The 15,724-nt window shown below is 27.0% G+C and carries 24 protein-coding genes; 3 read left to right on the top strand and 21 right to left on the bottom strand.

What is annotated here, in order from left to right:
* Window positions 1-40: 40 nt before the first annotated feature.
* The 9 genes from CM240_RS10945 to aroB form a co-directional block, all read right to left on the bottom strand.
* A complete protein-coding gene (locus CM240_RS10945) occupies window positions 41-466 on the bottom strand; it encodes a Fur family transcriptional regulator (protein WP_044039096.1) in 426 nt (141 codons plus the stop codon).
* Between the two features lie 33 nt (window positions 467-499).
* Window positions 500-1,057 (bottom strand): manganese efflux pump MntP, encoded by a 558-nt coding sequence (locus CM240_RS10950; protein WP_044039098.1) that lies wholly within the window; start codon window positions 1,055-1,057, stop codon window positions 500-502.
* 322 nt (window positions 1,058-1,379) lie between these two features.
* Window positions 1,380-2,651: an MFS transporter gene (locus CM240_RS10955; RefSeq protein ID WP_044039100.1), complete on the bottom strand. Its 1,272-nt coding sequence runs from the start codon at window positions 2,649-2,651 to the stop codon at window positions 1,380-1,382.
* 151 nt (window positions 2,652-2,802) lie between these two features.
* The gene (locus tag CM240_RS10960) at window positions 2,803-3,237 is read right to left on the bottom strand and encodes a GNAT family N-acetyltransferase (RefSeq protein WP_044039102.1); all 435 of its coding nucleotides are present in this window, start codon (window positions 3,235-3,237) and stop codon (window positions 2,803-2,805) included.
* Entirely contained in the window at window positions 3,234-3,848 is a 615-nt protein-coding gene (locus tag CM240_RS10965; protein ID WP_044039104.1) for an HAD family hydrolase, read from the bottom strand. Before CM240_RS10965 ends, CM240_RS10960 begins: the two co-directional genes overlap by 4 nt.
* 177 nt (window positions 3,849-4,025) lie before the next feature.
* Window positions 4,026-4,790 (bottom strand): MBL fold metallo-hydrolase, encoded by a 765-nt coding sequence (locus CM240_RS10970; protein ID WP_044039106.1) that lies wholly within the window; start codon window positions 4,788-4,790, stop codon window positions 4,026-4,028.
* 67 nt (window positions 4,791-4,857) lie between these two features.
* Window positions 4,858-5,418, bottom strand: a complete 561-nt coding sequence (locus CM240_RS10975) for a GNAT family N-acetyltransferase (RefSeq protein WP_044039109.1) — start codon at window positions 5,416-5,418, stop codon at window positions 4,858-4,860.
* Between the two features lie 102 nt (window positions 5,419-5,520).
* A complete protein-coding gene (locus tag CM240_RS10980) occupies window positions 5,521-5,958 on the bottom strand; it encodes a GNAT family N-acetyltransferase (protein ID WP_044039111.1) in 438 nt (145 codons plus the stop codon).
* Window positions 5,959-5,966: 8 nt separating this feature from the next.
* A complete protein-coding gene (aroB, locus tag CM240_RS10985) occupies window positions 5,967-7,076 on the bottom strand; it encodes a 3-dehydroquinate synthase (RefSeq protein WP_044039113.1) in 1,110 nt (369 codons plus the stop codon).
* A 192-nt stretch (window positions 7,077-7,268) separates the two neighbouring features.
* On the opposite strand from aroB, the gene CM240_RS17250 reads away from it, so the two are divergent.
* The 3 genes from CM240_RS17250 to CM240_RS10995 are packed head-to-tail and all read left to right on the top strand — an operon-like array spanning window position 7,269 to window position 8,289.
* Complete coding sequence (locus tag CM240_RS17250; RefSeq protein ID WP_162148687.1) at window positions 7,269-7,445, top strand: spore coat associated protein CotJA; 177 nt, start codon at window positions 7,269-7,271, stop codon at window positions 7,443-7,445.
* A gap of 11 nt (window positions 7,446-7,456) precedes the next feature.
* Window positions 7,457-7,723 carry a spore coat protein CotJB gene (locus CM240_RS10990; protein ID WP_044039114.1) on the top strand — a complete coding sequence of 89 codons (267 nt, stop codon included), beginning with the start codon at window positions 7,457-7,459 and terminating at the stop codon, window positions 7,721-7,723.
* Between the two features lie 2 nt (window positions 7,724-7,725).
* Window positions 7,726-8,289: a manganese catalase family protein gene (locus CM240_RS10995; RefSeq protein WP_044039116.1), complete on the top strand. Its 564-nt coding sequence runs from the start codon at window positions 7,726-7,728 to the stop codon at window positions 8,287-8,289.
* A gap of 78 nt (window positions 8,290-8,367) precedes the next feature.
* Here CM240_RS10995 and CM240_RS11000 read toward each other — a convergent pair whose 3' ends face one another.
* The 12 genes from CM240_RS11000 to CM240_RS11055 all read right to left on the bottom strand — a co-directional run bounded on the left by CM240_RS11000 (window position 8,368) and on the right by CM240_RS11055 (window position 15,723).
* A complete protein-coding gene (locus CM240_RS11000) occupies window positions 8,368-8,763 on the bottom strand; it encodes a nucleotidyltransferase substrate binding protein (RefSeq protein ID WP_051483812.1) in 396 nt (131 codons plus the stop codon).
* Window positions 8,750-9,040, bottom strand: coding sequence for a nucleotidyltransferase domain-containing protein (locus CM240_RS11005; protein ID WP_044039119.1), 291 nt, complete (start codon window positions 9,038-9,040; stop codon window positions 8,750-8,752). Before CM240_RS11005 ends, CM240_RS11000 begins: the two co-directional genes overlap by 14 nt.
* A gap of 127 nt (window positions 9,041-9,167) precedes the next feature.
* Entirely contained in the window at window positions 9,168-10,019 is an 852-nt protein-coding gene (locus CM240_RS11010; RefSeq protein WP_044039121.1) for a S66 family peptidase, read from the bottom strand.
* Window positions 10,020-10,048: 29 nt separating this feature from the next.
* On the bottom strand, window positions 10,049-10,678 hold the full coding sequence (gene thyX / locus CM240_RS11015) for an FAD-dependent thymidylate synthase (protein WP_044039123.1): 630 nt from the start codon (window positions 10,676-10,678) through the stop codon (window positions 10,049-10,051).
* Between the two features lie 12 nt (window positions 10,679-10,690).
* On the bottom strand, window positions 10,691-11,371 hold the full coding sequence (locus CM240_RS11020; protein WP_044039125.1) for a YjjG family noncanonical pyrimidine nucleotidase: 681 nt from the start codon (window positions 11,369-11,371) through the stop codon (window positions 10,691-10,693).
* Between the two features lie 81 nt (window positions 11,372-11,452).
* Window positions 11,453-11,965 (bottom strand): GNAT family N-acetyltransferase, encoded by a 513-nt coding sequence (locus CM240_RS11025; RefSeq protein WP_341349770.1) that lies wholly within the window; start codon window positions 11,963-11,965, stop codon window positions 11,453-11,455.
* 183 nt (window positions 11,966-12,148) lie between these two features.
* On the bottom strand, window positions 12,149-12,646 hold the full coding sequence (locus CM240_RS11030; protein ID WP_044039132.1) for a CarD family transcriptional regulator: 498 nt from the start codon (window positions 12,644-12,646) through the stop codon (window positions 12,149-12,151).
* Window positions 12,647-12,820: 174 nt separating this feature from the next.
* Window positions 12,821-13,075 carry a class I SAM-dependent methyltransferase gene (locus CM240_RS11035; RefSeq protein ID WP_051483813.1) on the bottom strand — a complete coding sequence of 85 codons (255 nt, stop codon included), beginning with the start codon at window positions 13,073-13,075 and terminating at the stop codon, window positions 12,821-12,823.
* A 183-nt stretch (window positions 13,076-13,258) separates the two neighbouring features.
* Window positions 13,259-13,780, bottom strand: a complete 522-nt coding sequence (locus CM240_RS11040; RefSeq protein WP_044039133.1) for a cysteine hydrolase family protein — start codon at window positions 13,778-13,780, stop codon at window positions 13,259-13,261.
* 71 nt (window positions 13,781-13,851) lie between these two features.
* Entirely contained in the window at window positions 13,852-14,694 is an 843-nt protein-coding gene (locus CM240_RS11045) for an ornithine carbamoyltransferase (protein WP_044039134.1), read from the bottom strand.
* Window positions 14,691-15,281: a GrpB family protein gene (locus CM240_RS11050; protein ID WP_044039135.1), complete on the bottom strand. Its 591-nt coding sequence runs from the start codon at window positions 15,279-15,281 to the stop codon at window positions 14,691-14,693. The genes CM240_RS11045 and CM240_RS11050 overlap by 4 nt, the downstream gene beginning before the upstream one ends.
* Window positions 15,282-15,300: 19 nt before the next feature.
* Window positions 15,301-15,723: a GNAT family N-acetyltransferase gene (locus CM240_RS11055; protein WP_044039136.1), complete on the bottom strand. Its 423-nt coding sequence runs from the start codon at window positions 15,721-15,723 to the stop codon at window positions 15,301-15,303.
* Window position 15,724 lies beyond the last annotated feature (1 nt).

A 15,724-nucleotide genomic window follows, 5' to 3' on the forward strand; every position in this document is an offset into this window, starting at 1 on the left:
TATAATATTTCAAATTAATACTATATTTTTACAGCACCTTCTATGTATCATTATTTTCTTTCTTCCTACAATCTTCGCATACAGCTCTAAAATCTAAATGGTGTTCAACTAGTGTATATCCTGTTGTCTTTTTTATAATCTCCTCTACAGTATTCATAGGACAATCTATTTCTACTTCCTTATCACATATTTCACAAGATAGTTTATGTTTATGTTTATGATGATTAAATGAATATGTATTTCTATCGTCACCTAAACTAAATTTGTCTACTAATCCTTTTGTATAAAATGAATCTAATGTTCTATAAACTGTAGACAAATCTATTTCAAATCCAGATTTTTTTAATATATCATAAATTTCATCTACTTGATAAGAACCTTCATTTTCTACTAATAATTTTAAAATCTCTACTCTGCTTTTTGTAACTTTCATATTATTACTTTTTATTAATTCTTTAATATCCATAATTATCACCTAAGACAATTATACCACAAAGGTCTACATAAACATCATTTTTATTCCCATTAACATTAATATTATTCCACCAATGAATTCCGCATACTTTTCTATAACTTTTATTTCTCTTAAAAATCTCCCAATTATAAATGCAATGATAGAATTTATAAAACTTACCATTCCAATTATTAAAGAAGCTAGGAATACAAATTTGTTATCTCCACTAGATCCCAATGCACTTAATCCTACCACTAAGGCATCTATAGATACAGATACTCCTAAAATTATAAACATCTTCGCTTTTATAACTATATTTTCAGTAGGTTGCTCTTCCTTAAATCCTTCAATAAACATTACGAGACCAACTACAGAAATAACTGCTCCACCTAGAATCTTAGGGAATCCTCCTAAGAAACTTAATATGTACACTCCAAAAATGCCTCCTATAAAAGACATTAAATATTGAAAAAATCCAAATGATACTGACATTAATACTTTTTGACTATTATTTATTCCTTTTGCTATTCCTAAAGATAATGCCACTCCAAAAGCATCTAAAGATAACGCAATTGCTATTATTAATACAGATAAAAAACTCATTATACCCCCACCCTATTTTTAATTACTACTATTTATACAATTTTTGTTGTATAAATATAACTATTTCGGAGTATTTTGTTTGATTGGAGTGGGTTATATATAGTTAATTCTCATATATATAGCTGTTATACTTAAGTGTTGTTATTTGAAAAATATTACTCCAACAACACTTAAGTATAATAGCTTCATATATACGCTACAAATACATTTGCCCAGAAATCTATGTTAATTCAAGTATTCCTTTTCTATACTTTAACTTACCAATCTCATATTATATAAAATTGAGCTTTGCAAAAATAACATTGCAAAGCTCTTACTTTTCTTAATTATCTAAATTTCTCATATCATTATTTAGTTTAAATATACAACATCCTAGAAATCCAATAATTCCTATAACGATATATATTAATGCAATACCTGCACCTTTTCCGCTACCAACGATATTGGTTAAAAATGATATCTTATAAACATTAGGTTCAAAAACCTTATCTGCTAACACTCCACCTAATAGATATCCTATAGGTATTGAAATATATTGTAATGTATTTCTTGCTGAAAAAACTACTCCTTGCATTTCTAAAGGAACTTTATTTCGCATAATAAACTCTACGTTAGCTGTTAAAAATGGTACTAAAACATTTCCTAAAAACACAGCAATCGTCCAAATATAATAATTACGTCCTATTCCAAGTAATGTGTTACATATAGAGAATGAAAACATCATTATATTTAAAATAACAGGAATTTTCTTTTTACTTTCCTTCTTAATAGTTACTAATATGCTCCCAATCACTCCTGCAATTCCTATAGTAGCAGTTACTATACCTAGCTGAAATTTATTATTTCCATTTCTAGATAGTATCATTGGTTGAAGATTACAATTATAGATTGAGGCTATAAGATTTACAAATGCCATAAATAATATAAGTGATAATATTCCTTTATCATTCACTATATACTTTATGCCAATCTTACATTGATGTAGTATATTTGTATTATCCCCTGTATTATATATTCTTTTAGGTATTTTAACTAAAAAAATTAAAGTTAATACTGCAAAAATAAAGGTTGCAAGATCAATAAAAATAATTAATTTCAATCCAGCAAAAGCATATATAGTAGTTGATAAAATAGGATAAAAAATAGTTATGCACGAATTACTTAAAGATCTTATTCCGCTTACTCTTATATAATTTTCTTTAGAAATAATAAGTGATATCGCTACTTCTGATGCAGGATTTTGAAAAGCATCAACTACACCTAAAATAAAATTTATTATATAAATATACTCTATTTTTAAGCTATTAGTGATTAATAATATTAATACTATTAAAGAAAAAAATGCTGCTATACTATCAGATATAATCATTATATTTTTCTTGTCCCATTTATCACTAATACTACCTGCCAAAAAACTAAGTAATATTGATGGTATCAATGTACATATTGTTAATAATGCTATTGATAATACAGATCCACTATTATCATATGTCCATAAAATTAATCCATAGCTTGTTATTTTACTTCCTAACTGTGAAACAAATTGTCCACATTGTAATAAATAAAAATTTTTTAATTGAGTTTTTATATTCATTTAGCTTTACTCCTTTTCAATTAACAATATTACTTGAAAATTACAAAGCCAAATCTTTGATAGATATATTACTCCATGCAATCTCTATCTTATCTGACTTTGCATGGAGCTAAAACAATGCACAATCTCATATAATTCACCTCTCTCTTTTTTATAACCACATAATAAACGCTGTTTTATCATTGCAATTATATCCTGCTTTTTTATAAAAATTTAAAGTACTTTCTCTTTTAGAACCAGTCAAAAGCATAATCTTATAACAATTTTCTTTAATAGCTATGTCCTTAGCATAATTTAGTACAGCTGTTCCATAACCTTTCTTTCTATATTCCTTACTTGTAACTACATTTTCTATAAGAGCATAGGGCCTTTGATTATGTGTTAAATTAGGAATTATAATTACTGTACAAGTAGATACGATTTTATTATTCTCTTTAGCTACTACTATATGATAATTCTTATTACTTATTATACTCCCCCATATAAAATTAAGAGATTCATCCTTCTTTGGCATATCATTATCCCCTAATTCTGTATATAACTCTAGCAAACTACTTAATTCTGAATCATTTATTTCCCTAATCATATTTTCACCCCAAACTTAAATAATTCATCAAGAAAATCATCCATATTTCTAGTATAATCATCAAAATAAATAACTTTCATACCCATTTTTTTAGGTGCAATAAGATTCTTATCATTATTATCTATAAATACACACTCATTAGCTTCAACCTGTAATTTTTTTATGGTTTGTATAAATATATCACGTTCTTTTTTACCTGAACCAATTTCTGCGGAAACTATAATAGTATCAAAAACTTCATTTAATTTATAGTAATTTACAACACTGTCTATCCTATCCTTTTTATTATCAGTAACCATTGCAATTTTATATCCCTCTTCTTTCAATCTATACACCACTTTCATCATATTAGTATCTATTGGTGTATTAATAAAAGAATCTTCTAAAATTTCAAAAGGTATATCTTGTCCTAAGTTTTCACATAATCTACTCCAAATATCTTTGTGATTTATCTTTCCATATAATAATTTTTCATTGTACTTATAATACTCTTTCTGAAATAAATCTTTATCGATATTGGTATTCTTAGATATATAATTACAAATTGAATATGATCCAGTTGCATCTATAGTTAATACGCCATCGAAATCAAATAATACTGCCTTTACCATAATTATCACCCCATGACAGTTTTTGTCTAATATTTTAACAAATTATCCATTACTTACCATTGCTTGAAAAGCTTACTTATCTATTTGTAAGTGAATTAATTGTTTTTTATTTGAAAAATATTACTTAAACAACACTTAAGTATAATAGTTTCATATATGCGCTACAAATACATTTACTCAAACATGTATTGTAAAATTATCAAACTTAAATATTCCTTGTCCATGTTTTAACTTTCCCTCTTCAAATAAACTTGTCAATCCCTTATCTATATCATCAACTAATGTCGCAGATATATTTATTTCATGATGTCCCGGTAATACCTTATATATATCTAATTTTTTAACATTTCTAATTGATTGCAAAAAATCCACTGGATTAGTTGTGGGATAAAAAATATCCAATTTACCTTTATAAATCAAATCTCCAGAAAATAAATATTTTTTCTTAATATCATAAAAGCATATATGTCCAGGTGAATGCCCAGGTGTAGGTATTATTTTAATTATTCTATTTCCTAAATCAATTTCATCGATGTCATATAATTTTTTTATAGACTCAGCTCTAAAAATTTCATATTTATTAATATCGAAATAATCTGGAAAATCACATGGTTTAGCTATAATATTATTTTTTACTACTTCCAAAGGAATTGGAAATTTTTCTTTTAACCATTTATGTTCTTTATAATAAATATAGATATTTTTAAAATATTTATGTCCTCCTATATGATCCCAATGAGCATGAGTAGTCACAACTTGAATTTCTTTATTAGTTAATTTACAAACTACGTCCTTTATATTTCCAATACCAAGCCCTGTATCGATTAATAGACTTTTATTATCACCTATCAATAAGTAACAATGAGTTTCTTCCCAATGTTTATATTCACTTATTGCATAAGTAATATCATCTATTTTTTCTACTGTAAACCAATTATTCATATAATCCAATCCTACTACTTTCTATGAATTTTTTCTTCTTCATACTCACATAATAAATTCTATCTTTTCATATTAAACTTAAATACTCTTCTTTTAAAATAGAATAAACAGCCATATCACATATTCCTGAATTATTCTTTCCTGCTTTTCTATTTATTCCTTCAAATTTTAATCCACATTTTTTCATAACTGCTCCTGATGCTGGATTATTTGTATCATGTTTCGCAGCGATACGTTTCACATCAACTTCTTCAAATAGAAATTTAATTATTGATGAAAATGCTTCTGTTACAATTCCCTTATTCCAATATTCTTTACCAATACAGTATCCTATTTCTACCGCTTCAACATTTTCATCTATTGATACTACTGAAATTGCCCCAATCGCTTGTCCATCTTCTTTTAATTCAATACACCAATTATAAACATTATCATTGCTATACTCATCTAGCCATAAACCTATAATATATTTCGATATGTCCAAATTTTCATGAGTAGGCCAAGTCAAATATTTAGTAACATTACTATCACTAGCCCAATTATTAAATAAATCACTAGCATCTTCATCTTTAAATCTTCTTAAAATTAATCTTTCTGTTTCAAGAATTTTTGTTCCCAAATGATTCATATTACTCCCCCCTTTTTAATCTTGGCACCATTACAAACGCTTGAAATAAATTATTTAGACAAAATTTCCCTATTAGTACTCTCCATATTATCCTCCACCGTTTTATAAGATGTTTTTTGACATAATTATCAGTTCCTCACTAGTCTTAAATCCATTCTTCTCATAGAATCCTTCTGTTCTTATTCCATGACATGTAATAAGAAATATTTTTTTAATATCCTTATTAAACAACTTATATGTAAAATCATTTAATATCTTTCTTCCATACCCCTTACCTTGACACTTAGCATTAACATAAAACTCAAGTATTTCAAAATGTTTTCCATCATAAAACATTTCTTCACGTCCCATGATACAACCAACAAGAGTATTATCCTCATAATATGCATTACCTATAAACCCTGGCATATCTATTATATCTCTAAGTCTTTTTATCGCTGTTTCATAAGTCCACTTATCACGCCAAGGTTCACCATTAAAAACCTCTATAAATAGATTTGTAATTTCATATAAATCATTTCTTGTAATCTCCTTAAACATTGTGCCTCCTACATAACTTCAATGACTTTCTTTATCTCCTCTTCGCTAATTACAGTGGCATATTTACCACCTTCAAATTCCATTACTGATCCAATTCCTTTTTGAAATACAAATCTTATATTGCCATTTCTAACTTTCTTATCTGTATATAGTTTTTTTACTAACTCTTCTTTATTAATATAACTTGGAATTTTAATAGGTAGTCCACAATTTTCTAATAAGTTTATCACTCTTTCTTTTTCTTCTAAAGTTACATAGCCCAATTTTTCTCCTAGAATAACTTCCGCAACTATTCCTATAGAAAGTGCTTCTCCGTGCAATAATTTATAATCACTTACTGTTTCTATTGCCCTTCCAACAGTATGTCCAAGGTTTAATATTTCTCTCAAATTATTTTCCTTTTCATCTTTCATAACAACTTCATATTTAATTCTACAATTACTTTCTGCTACATGTGTACAAATCGCTTTATCAAAATCAAATATTTTTTCTATATTATCTTCTATAAACTTAAAAAATTCTTTATCTGCAATGCAAGCATGCTTTATAGTTTCACATAATCCACTACTTAATTGACGTCTTGGTAAAGTTGTCCAAGTATTGATATCTATATATACCTTCTTAGGTTGGTATATTAGTCCTATTAAATTAGTAGCTAGTTCTGTATCAACTGCAGTTTTACCTCCTACTGATGCATCTGCTGCTCCAAGTAATGTTGTAGAGTAATTAATAAAAGGAATCCCTCTTCCATATGTACCAGCAATAAATCCAGCTAAATCTGTAACTACTCCACCACCAATAGCAATTATGCAACAATCTCTTCTATATCCCTTTTCTAACATTGCATCTTCGATAACCTCTTTTGTTTTTCTTGTCTTACTTTTTTCCCCAGCTTCAAAAACGAATAAATCACATTTATAATTTCTTGCTTTTAATAGGGATACAATATTTTTTGCATATAACTTTTCCACAATACTATCTGTAATAATTGCAAAATTTCTTATTTCACCAACAAGTCCATTCTCTATATCTTCTACTAATTTATCTTCTAATTTATACCCTATCTCAATATCATAAGAATCATCTACTACCTTCTTTAATGCAACATGAAAATTCATAATATTTTCTCCCTTTATATACAAAAATACCTACTAAAGATTTTTTGTCTTTCTCTAGTAGGTCCTTTCTTACTTATAATAACTTTTTAACTATTTCATCACTTTCATCATTTTTTCCATTTCTGTAACCTTATAATATTTTTCTTCATAATAATAACATATATGCATTTTAAAAGAAAGGAAATATGCAAAATGAATCAATACAATAGATGTAAAGAAAAGGAAATATATGCTGAAGCATATGTAGTTCCTCAAAGCTACTGTAACTTACTTGATAATACTGATGCTTTACTTTTCGGTACAATCTTTAAAGATTTAGTTAGACCATATAGAAGGCGCAAGAATAAGAAAAAAAATTGTTCTATGTAGGAGGACTCCATATGTATAGTAAAAGTAAATTATTAAATGATATAAAGAAATATCAATTTTATGCCGTTGAATTAAACCTTTACTTGGATAATTTTCCAGATAATAAAAAGGCACAAGAAGATTATAAATGTATATCTGATACCTTAAACACTCTAGTTAAACAATATGAAAAGCAATTCGGACCTCTTACTAACTTTGGAAATAGTAGCGTAGTAGATCAAAGAATATGGGTTGATGGTCCATGGCCTTGGGAAAAGTGTATAGAGGAGGATAAATAACTATGTGGATTTATACAAAAACTTTAGAATATCCAATAAATATAAAATGTAAAGACCTTAAAATGGCTAAATATCTTATTTCTCAATATGGTGGTCCTGATGGCGAACTTAGTGCTTCCCTTAGATATTTAAATCAACGTTATACAATGCCTACTGGAAAATCAAAAGGTTTGTTAACAGATATAGGTACAGAAGAATTAGCCCACGTTGAAATGATTGCGACTATGATTTATCAACTTATAAATGATGCATCTGTTGATGAATTAAAAGCTGCCGGCCTTGCTACACAATATGTTGACCATGGTAAAGCTCTATTCTATACAGATGCTCAAGGAAATCCTTGGACTGCAACTTATATTCAAGCTAAAGATGATCCTATAGCTGACCTCCATGAAGATATGGCAGCAGAACAAAAAGCTAGATCAACTTATGAACATCTTATTAACTTAACTGATGATAGTGATGTTAAAGATGTTCTTAAATTCTTACGTCAAAGAGAGATTGTTCACTTTCAAAGATTTGGTGAAGCTTTAGTTGACGTACAAGATTCTATTAAATGCAAATAGAATTTTTTGTTTTATTTGTTTTTATACAAAAATACCTACTAAAGATTCTTTCTCTTCCTCTAGTAGGTATTTTATTATTTATAGTAACTTTTCTAGTTTTTCCACTAATTCTTCAATTGCAGGTACATAATCTTTAACTATTCTTTCTGCAACTTCACTAGCTAAATTTTCGTTATAAATATGTGATGTACAATTTCTATCTTCCAATAAATTTATCCATATTTCTTCGCTAGAAATTAAATTATTTACATAAGCTTTTTTGAAAATAGTTCTTGGAAATGAATTATCTAAAGTAACCCCTAAATATTTCATAAATTCTCTTAATGTTTTATGAGTTAATTCATAAGTAAACTCAAACCTTTGTATAAGACTATCTCTTATGATTTCATTACTTCCATCATAAAGTTCTGACACTTCTTTAAGCTTATTATAGGCTTTTACTAAATTCATGTATTTAAATTCAACACTTCTCATATAAAACTACTCCATCATTTTTCACTTGTTCTATAAAAAATTCATCTTTTACTAAATTCATATCTGAAAAATCAAATTCTAATAATGTTCTAATATTAAGCTCTACATCTTCTATAAAACTATATATTGACTTATTAGCATAAACAGCAAGATCAATATCACTCTTTGTTGAATTGTCCCCTCTAGCTCTAGAGCCAAACAAAATTACCTTCTCAATTTCCTGATGTTCTTTCGATATCTCTATTATCTTACTAATAATATCTTCCTTTAAATCCAAAAGAATATTCTCCTTTATATAAATGTTATTTATTATTATAACCCAAATCTTTTCCATAATAAATAATGTGTGTAACAAAATAAATTTAATATCTTATACTTTTACAATATAATTAACTTCTAAAAAATTATAGTTTAATCTCTCCCCCTATAACAATAGCCTTAGAATTACTTCCATGTCCAATATCCTCTGTTTTAGCTATAGGTATTTCTTTGTTATTAACTATATCCAGAACTAATTGTTCTATGGTAGGCTTAGCTTGTTTTTCTTCCATTTCAGTAAAAGTTCCAAGAATTATTCCCTTAACCTCATTAAATGCTCCCATTTGCTTTAATTGATTTAAATAAGTTGTCATAAGTGGCACTTCTCCACCTAAGCTTTCTAAAAATAAAACTTTATCTTTAAAAGATGGCATATAAGGTGTTCCCGCTAATTTTAAGAAGCAACGTATATTACCACCAACGACAGTTCCGCTTATAGAATTCCCTTGTAAAAATCTATAATTAATATTTAATAAATCATTTTTATCTTCTAATATTGTTTTACGAAAATTCTCGATTTGTTCTTCACCATGATCATATATCAAATTTCTAATTTGATATAAAAATGATGATATTTCTGTTTTTGAATATATAGCATTAATAACAGTAGTTAGATCACTATATCCAAAGAATAGCTTTGGATTCTTTTTAATTATTTCAAAATCTAAATATTCTAATACTTCATTAGCAACATTCCCTCCAGATATATCAAAGATTGCTTTAATACTATCATCTAAATAAAACTTCATAAGAGCATCCGCTCTTTCTTTTCCACTGCCACTAAAAACAGAATATTTTTCATAAATATAATCGCTACATATAGGCTGTAGTCCTATAGATTCTAACACTTCTACTAACGTATCTATCTTTGGTCTAGCTGTCTTCAATTGAGCATTTGAACAACCAACTATTGCAACTTTATCTTTAATGTTTAACATGTACTTTCCTCTACTCTCATAAAATTATTTTATCTTATTATATCATCAAAAATTACTGGTACCTTTTCTTTAAAAACTTCTAAAATCATAAATGCTACTTGTCTCATTTGTGGATGAGCAGCTTTACTTGTTCTTAACTTAAAAAAATGTCTCCATTCTCTTAAATTCATAGTAATAATAATCTCTGTTTTAAGTGAATTAGGTAATATTGATCTTGCTTCTTCTGGAGTTGCTCCTATCTTTAACAGTTCTAAATATTGATTTTCAATATTTTTCATTGTATTTATCCATATATCTTTTTTATCTTTATCTTCATCACCTGTCCAAAAACATGGGTTAATAAATGTAAGTTCATTATCAAATTTATCTTTTCCATAATTACAATACCTAGTACTTTCTTGAGCATAACTAGCCACTCTATGTCTTACTATTTCATGAGTTACTCCTCTATCACATACTACTCTTACTGACAAACTTACATGTTCAATTACAGACTCATGGCCTCTTTTCATTAAACTTTCTACAAATCTTTTTGCTGATTCTTCTGTTATTCTATCTTCACTTTTATAACAAACACGACCTACCTTTTCTATTGTTTTTAATATATCTTCTCCATTAATTTCTGATTCTAACTCCACATATGGCTCAATTATTTTCACTGAATTCTCCCCCTATAATAAATTGATTAACTCATATAAATTTTTTATTTCATAAGTTACCTTAACATCTTTATCATTAGTAAAATTATATCTATTAAACCAACAAGTCTCTATCCCTACATTATTTCCACCTTTTATATCAGAAGATAATGAATCTCCCACTATAAGTACAGAATTCTTATCATTTACTTCTAATTTCTCAAAAACATATTTAAAAAATTCTTTTTGTGGCTTTTGATATCCTATATCACTAGAAATAAATATATTAGAAATATATTGTTTTATTGTTGATTTATTAAATCGTTGCTCTTGCATTGATTTAATTCCATTAGTAACAATTGCAAGAACATACTTTTTACTTAATACTCTACAAATTTCTTCAGCTCCATTTATTAAAATTGATTCACTTGCTAATTGTTCTAAATAATAATCATTAAAATTATCTGGATCTTCATCAACTGATAAAGTTTCAAATAATCTTTTAAATCTTGTAACTTGTAAATTTTCCTTTGTTATTTCTCCCAATTCATATTTTTTCCACAATTCCTTATTAATTTTTCTGAAATTATCAACAATATTATCCACATATGAAATATTAAAGTAATCTAAAGATTTCTTTATAACTTTTTCTTCTGCTAACCTAAAGTCAAAAAGTGTATCGTCTGCATCAAAAAGAATATATTTATATTTCATTCTTTCCTCCTATAATTTTATAATAAAAAAAGACCTACTAGAGTTCATTTATGACTTTCTAGTAGGACTCAAAAATTACTCTTATTTTCTTTCAATGGCCATCTCATAAATACCCCAGCTTTCATCTTTATATTTAAATACATCTTTGCAATATTTTTCATCAATAAATCCTACTGATTTATAACAACAATGTGCTACTTCATTATTATCAAAAACTCCTAATGTCATTCTTTTCATTTTTAATATTTCAAAGGCATATTTTACTGCCAGTGACATCATTTCTCTGCCATATCCTTGTTCACGTTTTTCCTTATCTATAATAACAAATCCTATATGTATACTATTATCCTCATAGTCTGCAAGACGCATTAAAAAATGTCCTACTGGATTACCCTCCGCATCTATAGCCGTAACTATAAAGCCATTATTTTCTTTCTCATAATTATGATAGTATTCTTCCAATTGTTCTTTTGTCAGTGGATATGTGAACTTATCAGCACACCACTTAGAAAAAGTTGCTTCATCATCTATCCAGTTTAAAAGATATTTTTCATCACTTAATTTATACGGTCTTAATCTAATCAATAAATACACTTCATCTTAACCATTACTTTTTTCACCCTTATTTTATTTTAAAAAATTTTGTACCTTTTTCTTTTAATTTTCTATTTAATTATATCACCGACACTTGTAACTTTTTGTAATATTTTATCTAAAATCTTTTGAATAAAAAAAAGCATATCCTAATAAAATAAATAGGATATGCTTATAATCTTATTATGAAATATTACTTTGAATATATTCTGGAACTTCATCAGGTAGGATATGCAATATTGTAGCTATTTCTTCATTTAATAATTTTTCTGCTGACTTCATTAATCTCTCATCTTCTTGAGTTATCTTTTTACCTTCTTTTTTCTTTTCTTCTTTCTTTAGAAAAATGCTCTTAATTAAAGTACTCCATTGCTTACAATCACCAGAATGAATCATTAACTTAAATTGATGATTTCTTTCTCTTTCATCATCTATCCAAATCTCGTCTTTTAAAGGTATTTCGTCAATTAAATCACTTATATCTTCTTTTGAAATTATTGGTCTCATGAATACCTTTTTATTATCTACTGGTATCTTAATAACTGTTTTAGTTGTTGCATATACCGGCTCCAACACATAATAATCTTTTTCATTGTTGTCAAAATACTTCTCTTTGATTATATCTGTTACCTTACAAACTCCTGTGAGGCTATACATGACATAATCTCCTATTTTAAACATACACTAAACCTCCTTAATAAAAATTTAGAATAGTTTTATACTGTTTCTTAAATAAAAAAATGTAGCTTTGACAACTGGACTTACGTTATCAAAACTACACGCTGTATATATATATTATACCACTTTAAACTTTCAAAATGTAAGATAAATATTTTTTTCTTCACCAACACTGAATTATTTAAATACTTCCATCACCTTTTCATATTTATCTTGGTATAATTTCTTACTGGTATCAGACATTTTATTATAACTTCTTTGTAATTTATTCTTTACAAATTCTTTTCCTTCATCTATTGCATAACCTTTTTCCACATAAGCAAGATGAAATAATGATGGAATACTGTAAAAATGTGATATTGCATCAGCATCTGATACGCATATTTCCTCTATTGAGATTTTCTCTCTTAATACACTCCCCCTATGATTCAATATACAATTCTTAACTTTTTCTATCTTCTCTTCTGGATAATTAAATATGTAGCGATTTTGTTAATTCTTCCACATTTTCACCCCAAGTTATTAACACTTTTTTTAATATATGTAGCTGTTATACTTAAGTGTTGTTATAATAGGTCATATAAATATAATCCATTTTTAAGATGAATATTAGCATTATAAATTTGCTATTATATTATCAACTGTATCTATTTTTGCAAATCTATCTTTAAAAATTTTAAAGTTATAATAATTATATAATTTCTCACCTGTCATAAATTCATTATCAAAAGTTGTATTAGTCATTTCAGGAATGATTATTTTATATCCATATTCAAATGCTACTTTACAGCTTGTATCAAAACAATATTCTGTTTGCATACCTACCATTATTAATTCGTCTATATCTTTACTTTCTAAATAATCTTTAAGTCCTGTCTCTTTAAATGCAGAATTATATCTTTTGCTTATTATCTTCTCTCCATCTATTGGTGCTATCTCATTAAATATTTTCCATCCTTCTGAACCACGTTTAAATTCCCCATCCTCTTCTTCATGCTGTACATAAATTACTTCAATATTTTTTTCTCTACATACTTCTAGTAATATTTTTATATTTTTTGTTATAGTTTCAATTCTAAATGGCTTTTCTTCTACTAAAGAATTTTGAAAATCAATAATTAAAAGTGTTTTTTTCATTTTTTATCTCCCTAACATATGTAATGTTAATATTATACATGTTATTACATTTAATGTACATATATCAACAATCATATATAATTCCCTTTACCAATACAAAATAAAATAATAGCCTGCTGCACTTCAAGTAAATATTTCTTAAATTCATAGCCTACAAAATACTCACTATTTATAACATCACCATCTACTTCCTCACCCCTGTAAAATGGTGGACACGGATTTAATATAGCACCTTTATTCGCTTTATCCATTATAGTCTTTGTAACTTTATAATCTTTAAAATCCTTTAAATACTCTTTTTTTAATGAATCCGTTAATATAATATCTTTTCCCACTACTGCTTCATTTATATTTTGATAAAAGTTTATACCCTCTATCTCGTAACCATTTGGACAACATTGTTCTAAAGAAATTCCTAAAACGTCTTTAACTTCCTTCCATGCTAATGCTATATTTCCTTTATGTCCAACAAATAAATATTTATCTTTTAAAATATCTTTTCTTATTTTTGATAATGAATAAATATCTGCTAACATTTCACAAGGATGATTAATACTGCTCATAGCATTTATAATTGGAACTTTTGAGTGTCTTGCTATTTCTTCTATTAATGTTATATCATTATGTCTTACAATAACTAAATCAGCCCAGTTATTTAAATATCCTATTACATCCTGAATTTCTTCTTTTTTATCCAATGTATCACTGGGGAATAAAACAACTTGTCCCCCCAACATAGATATACCCTTTTCGAAAGTGACCCTTGTTCTTATACTTGTCGATGGAAAGAACATTACTACCGTCTTATTATCCAATACTTTTTTATAGTTCCCTTTTTTTAAATTATCAGCAATATAAAAAATTTCTTCTATCTCTTCTTTTGAATAATCCGTTAACCTAATTAAATTTTTCATCTCTTCTCACCCTTATATTTCTCACCAAATTTCTCTCTTGCTATTTCTGTATATTTCATAATAAATTCAGTTTTAGCTTCCGTATATCCATCTCTATTATGTTCATATTTATCTTTTAAAGATAGTTTTAATTTTCCATACTCATCGGCTACTTCTTTGTTTAATTGCAAATAGTCCCTAAAATATAATTCATTCCAATCATTAAAATATCTAAGATGAAGGTGAAAAACTTTTTCTGCAAATCCATACTCTGTATATCCTTTATTAAATACAATTCTTAATTCTGAATCATCACTATATGACATTAGTAACCATCCATTATTTAATAGTCTCTCCTTTAAATCTTGTACTCCACAATCATTGTTAATTTCTAACAAAATATCTACTGTCGGCTTAGCAATTAATCCCTTAACCGACGTACTTCCAATATGATTAATTCTTGCAATATTATTTTTACCTACAATGTTAATTAAACTTTCTTTCTCTTCTAAATACCAGCTACTATACTCTGGATTATGTTCCTTCAATATTATCGGAAATAATTGCCACAACTCCTCTAAAGACATTTCTGATAACTCTTTAGCCAACTTTTATTCCTCCCAAAAATCACTTACTAATTATTTGTATCATCCCAGGTCCTTGATCATCATTAGGTCTTTCAATAAATCCAAACTTCTTATAAAATTCTTCTTTTCCCTTCGCTGCCATTAACCCTATTGTAGTTTTTGTATCTGATAAACTGCTACTATATATGTAATCCATTAACTTTTTTACAATAATTCTTCCTACACCTTTTCCTTGATACTCTGGTATAACCGCTACATCCTGTAAATACCAATATATCGCACCATCTCCAACGATGCGACCCATGCCAACTAACTTATTACCATCAATAACAACAACATCATATAGATCATTTTTTAATGATTTTGCAATTTGAAGTTTTGAGTTATTAATTTTACAAACTGATTCTTTTATCTCTATATAACTATTTACAGTTAATTTATTCTCATATATTTCTATATTCATT

It is taken from the genome of Clostridium bornimense, from assembly GCF_000577895.1.
Taxonomy (GTDB): Bacteria; Bacillota; Clostridia; order Clostridiales; family Clostridiaceae; genus Clostridium_AN; species Clostridium_AN bornimense.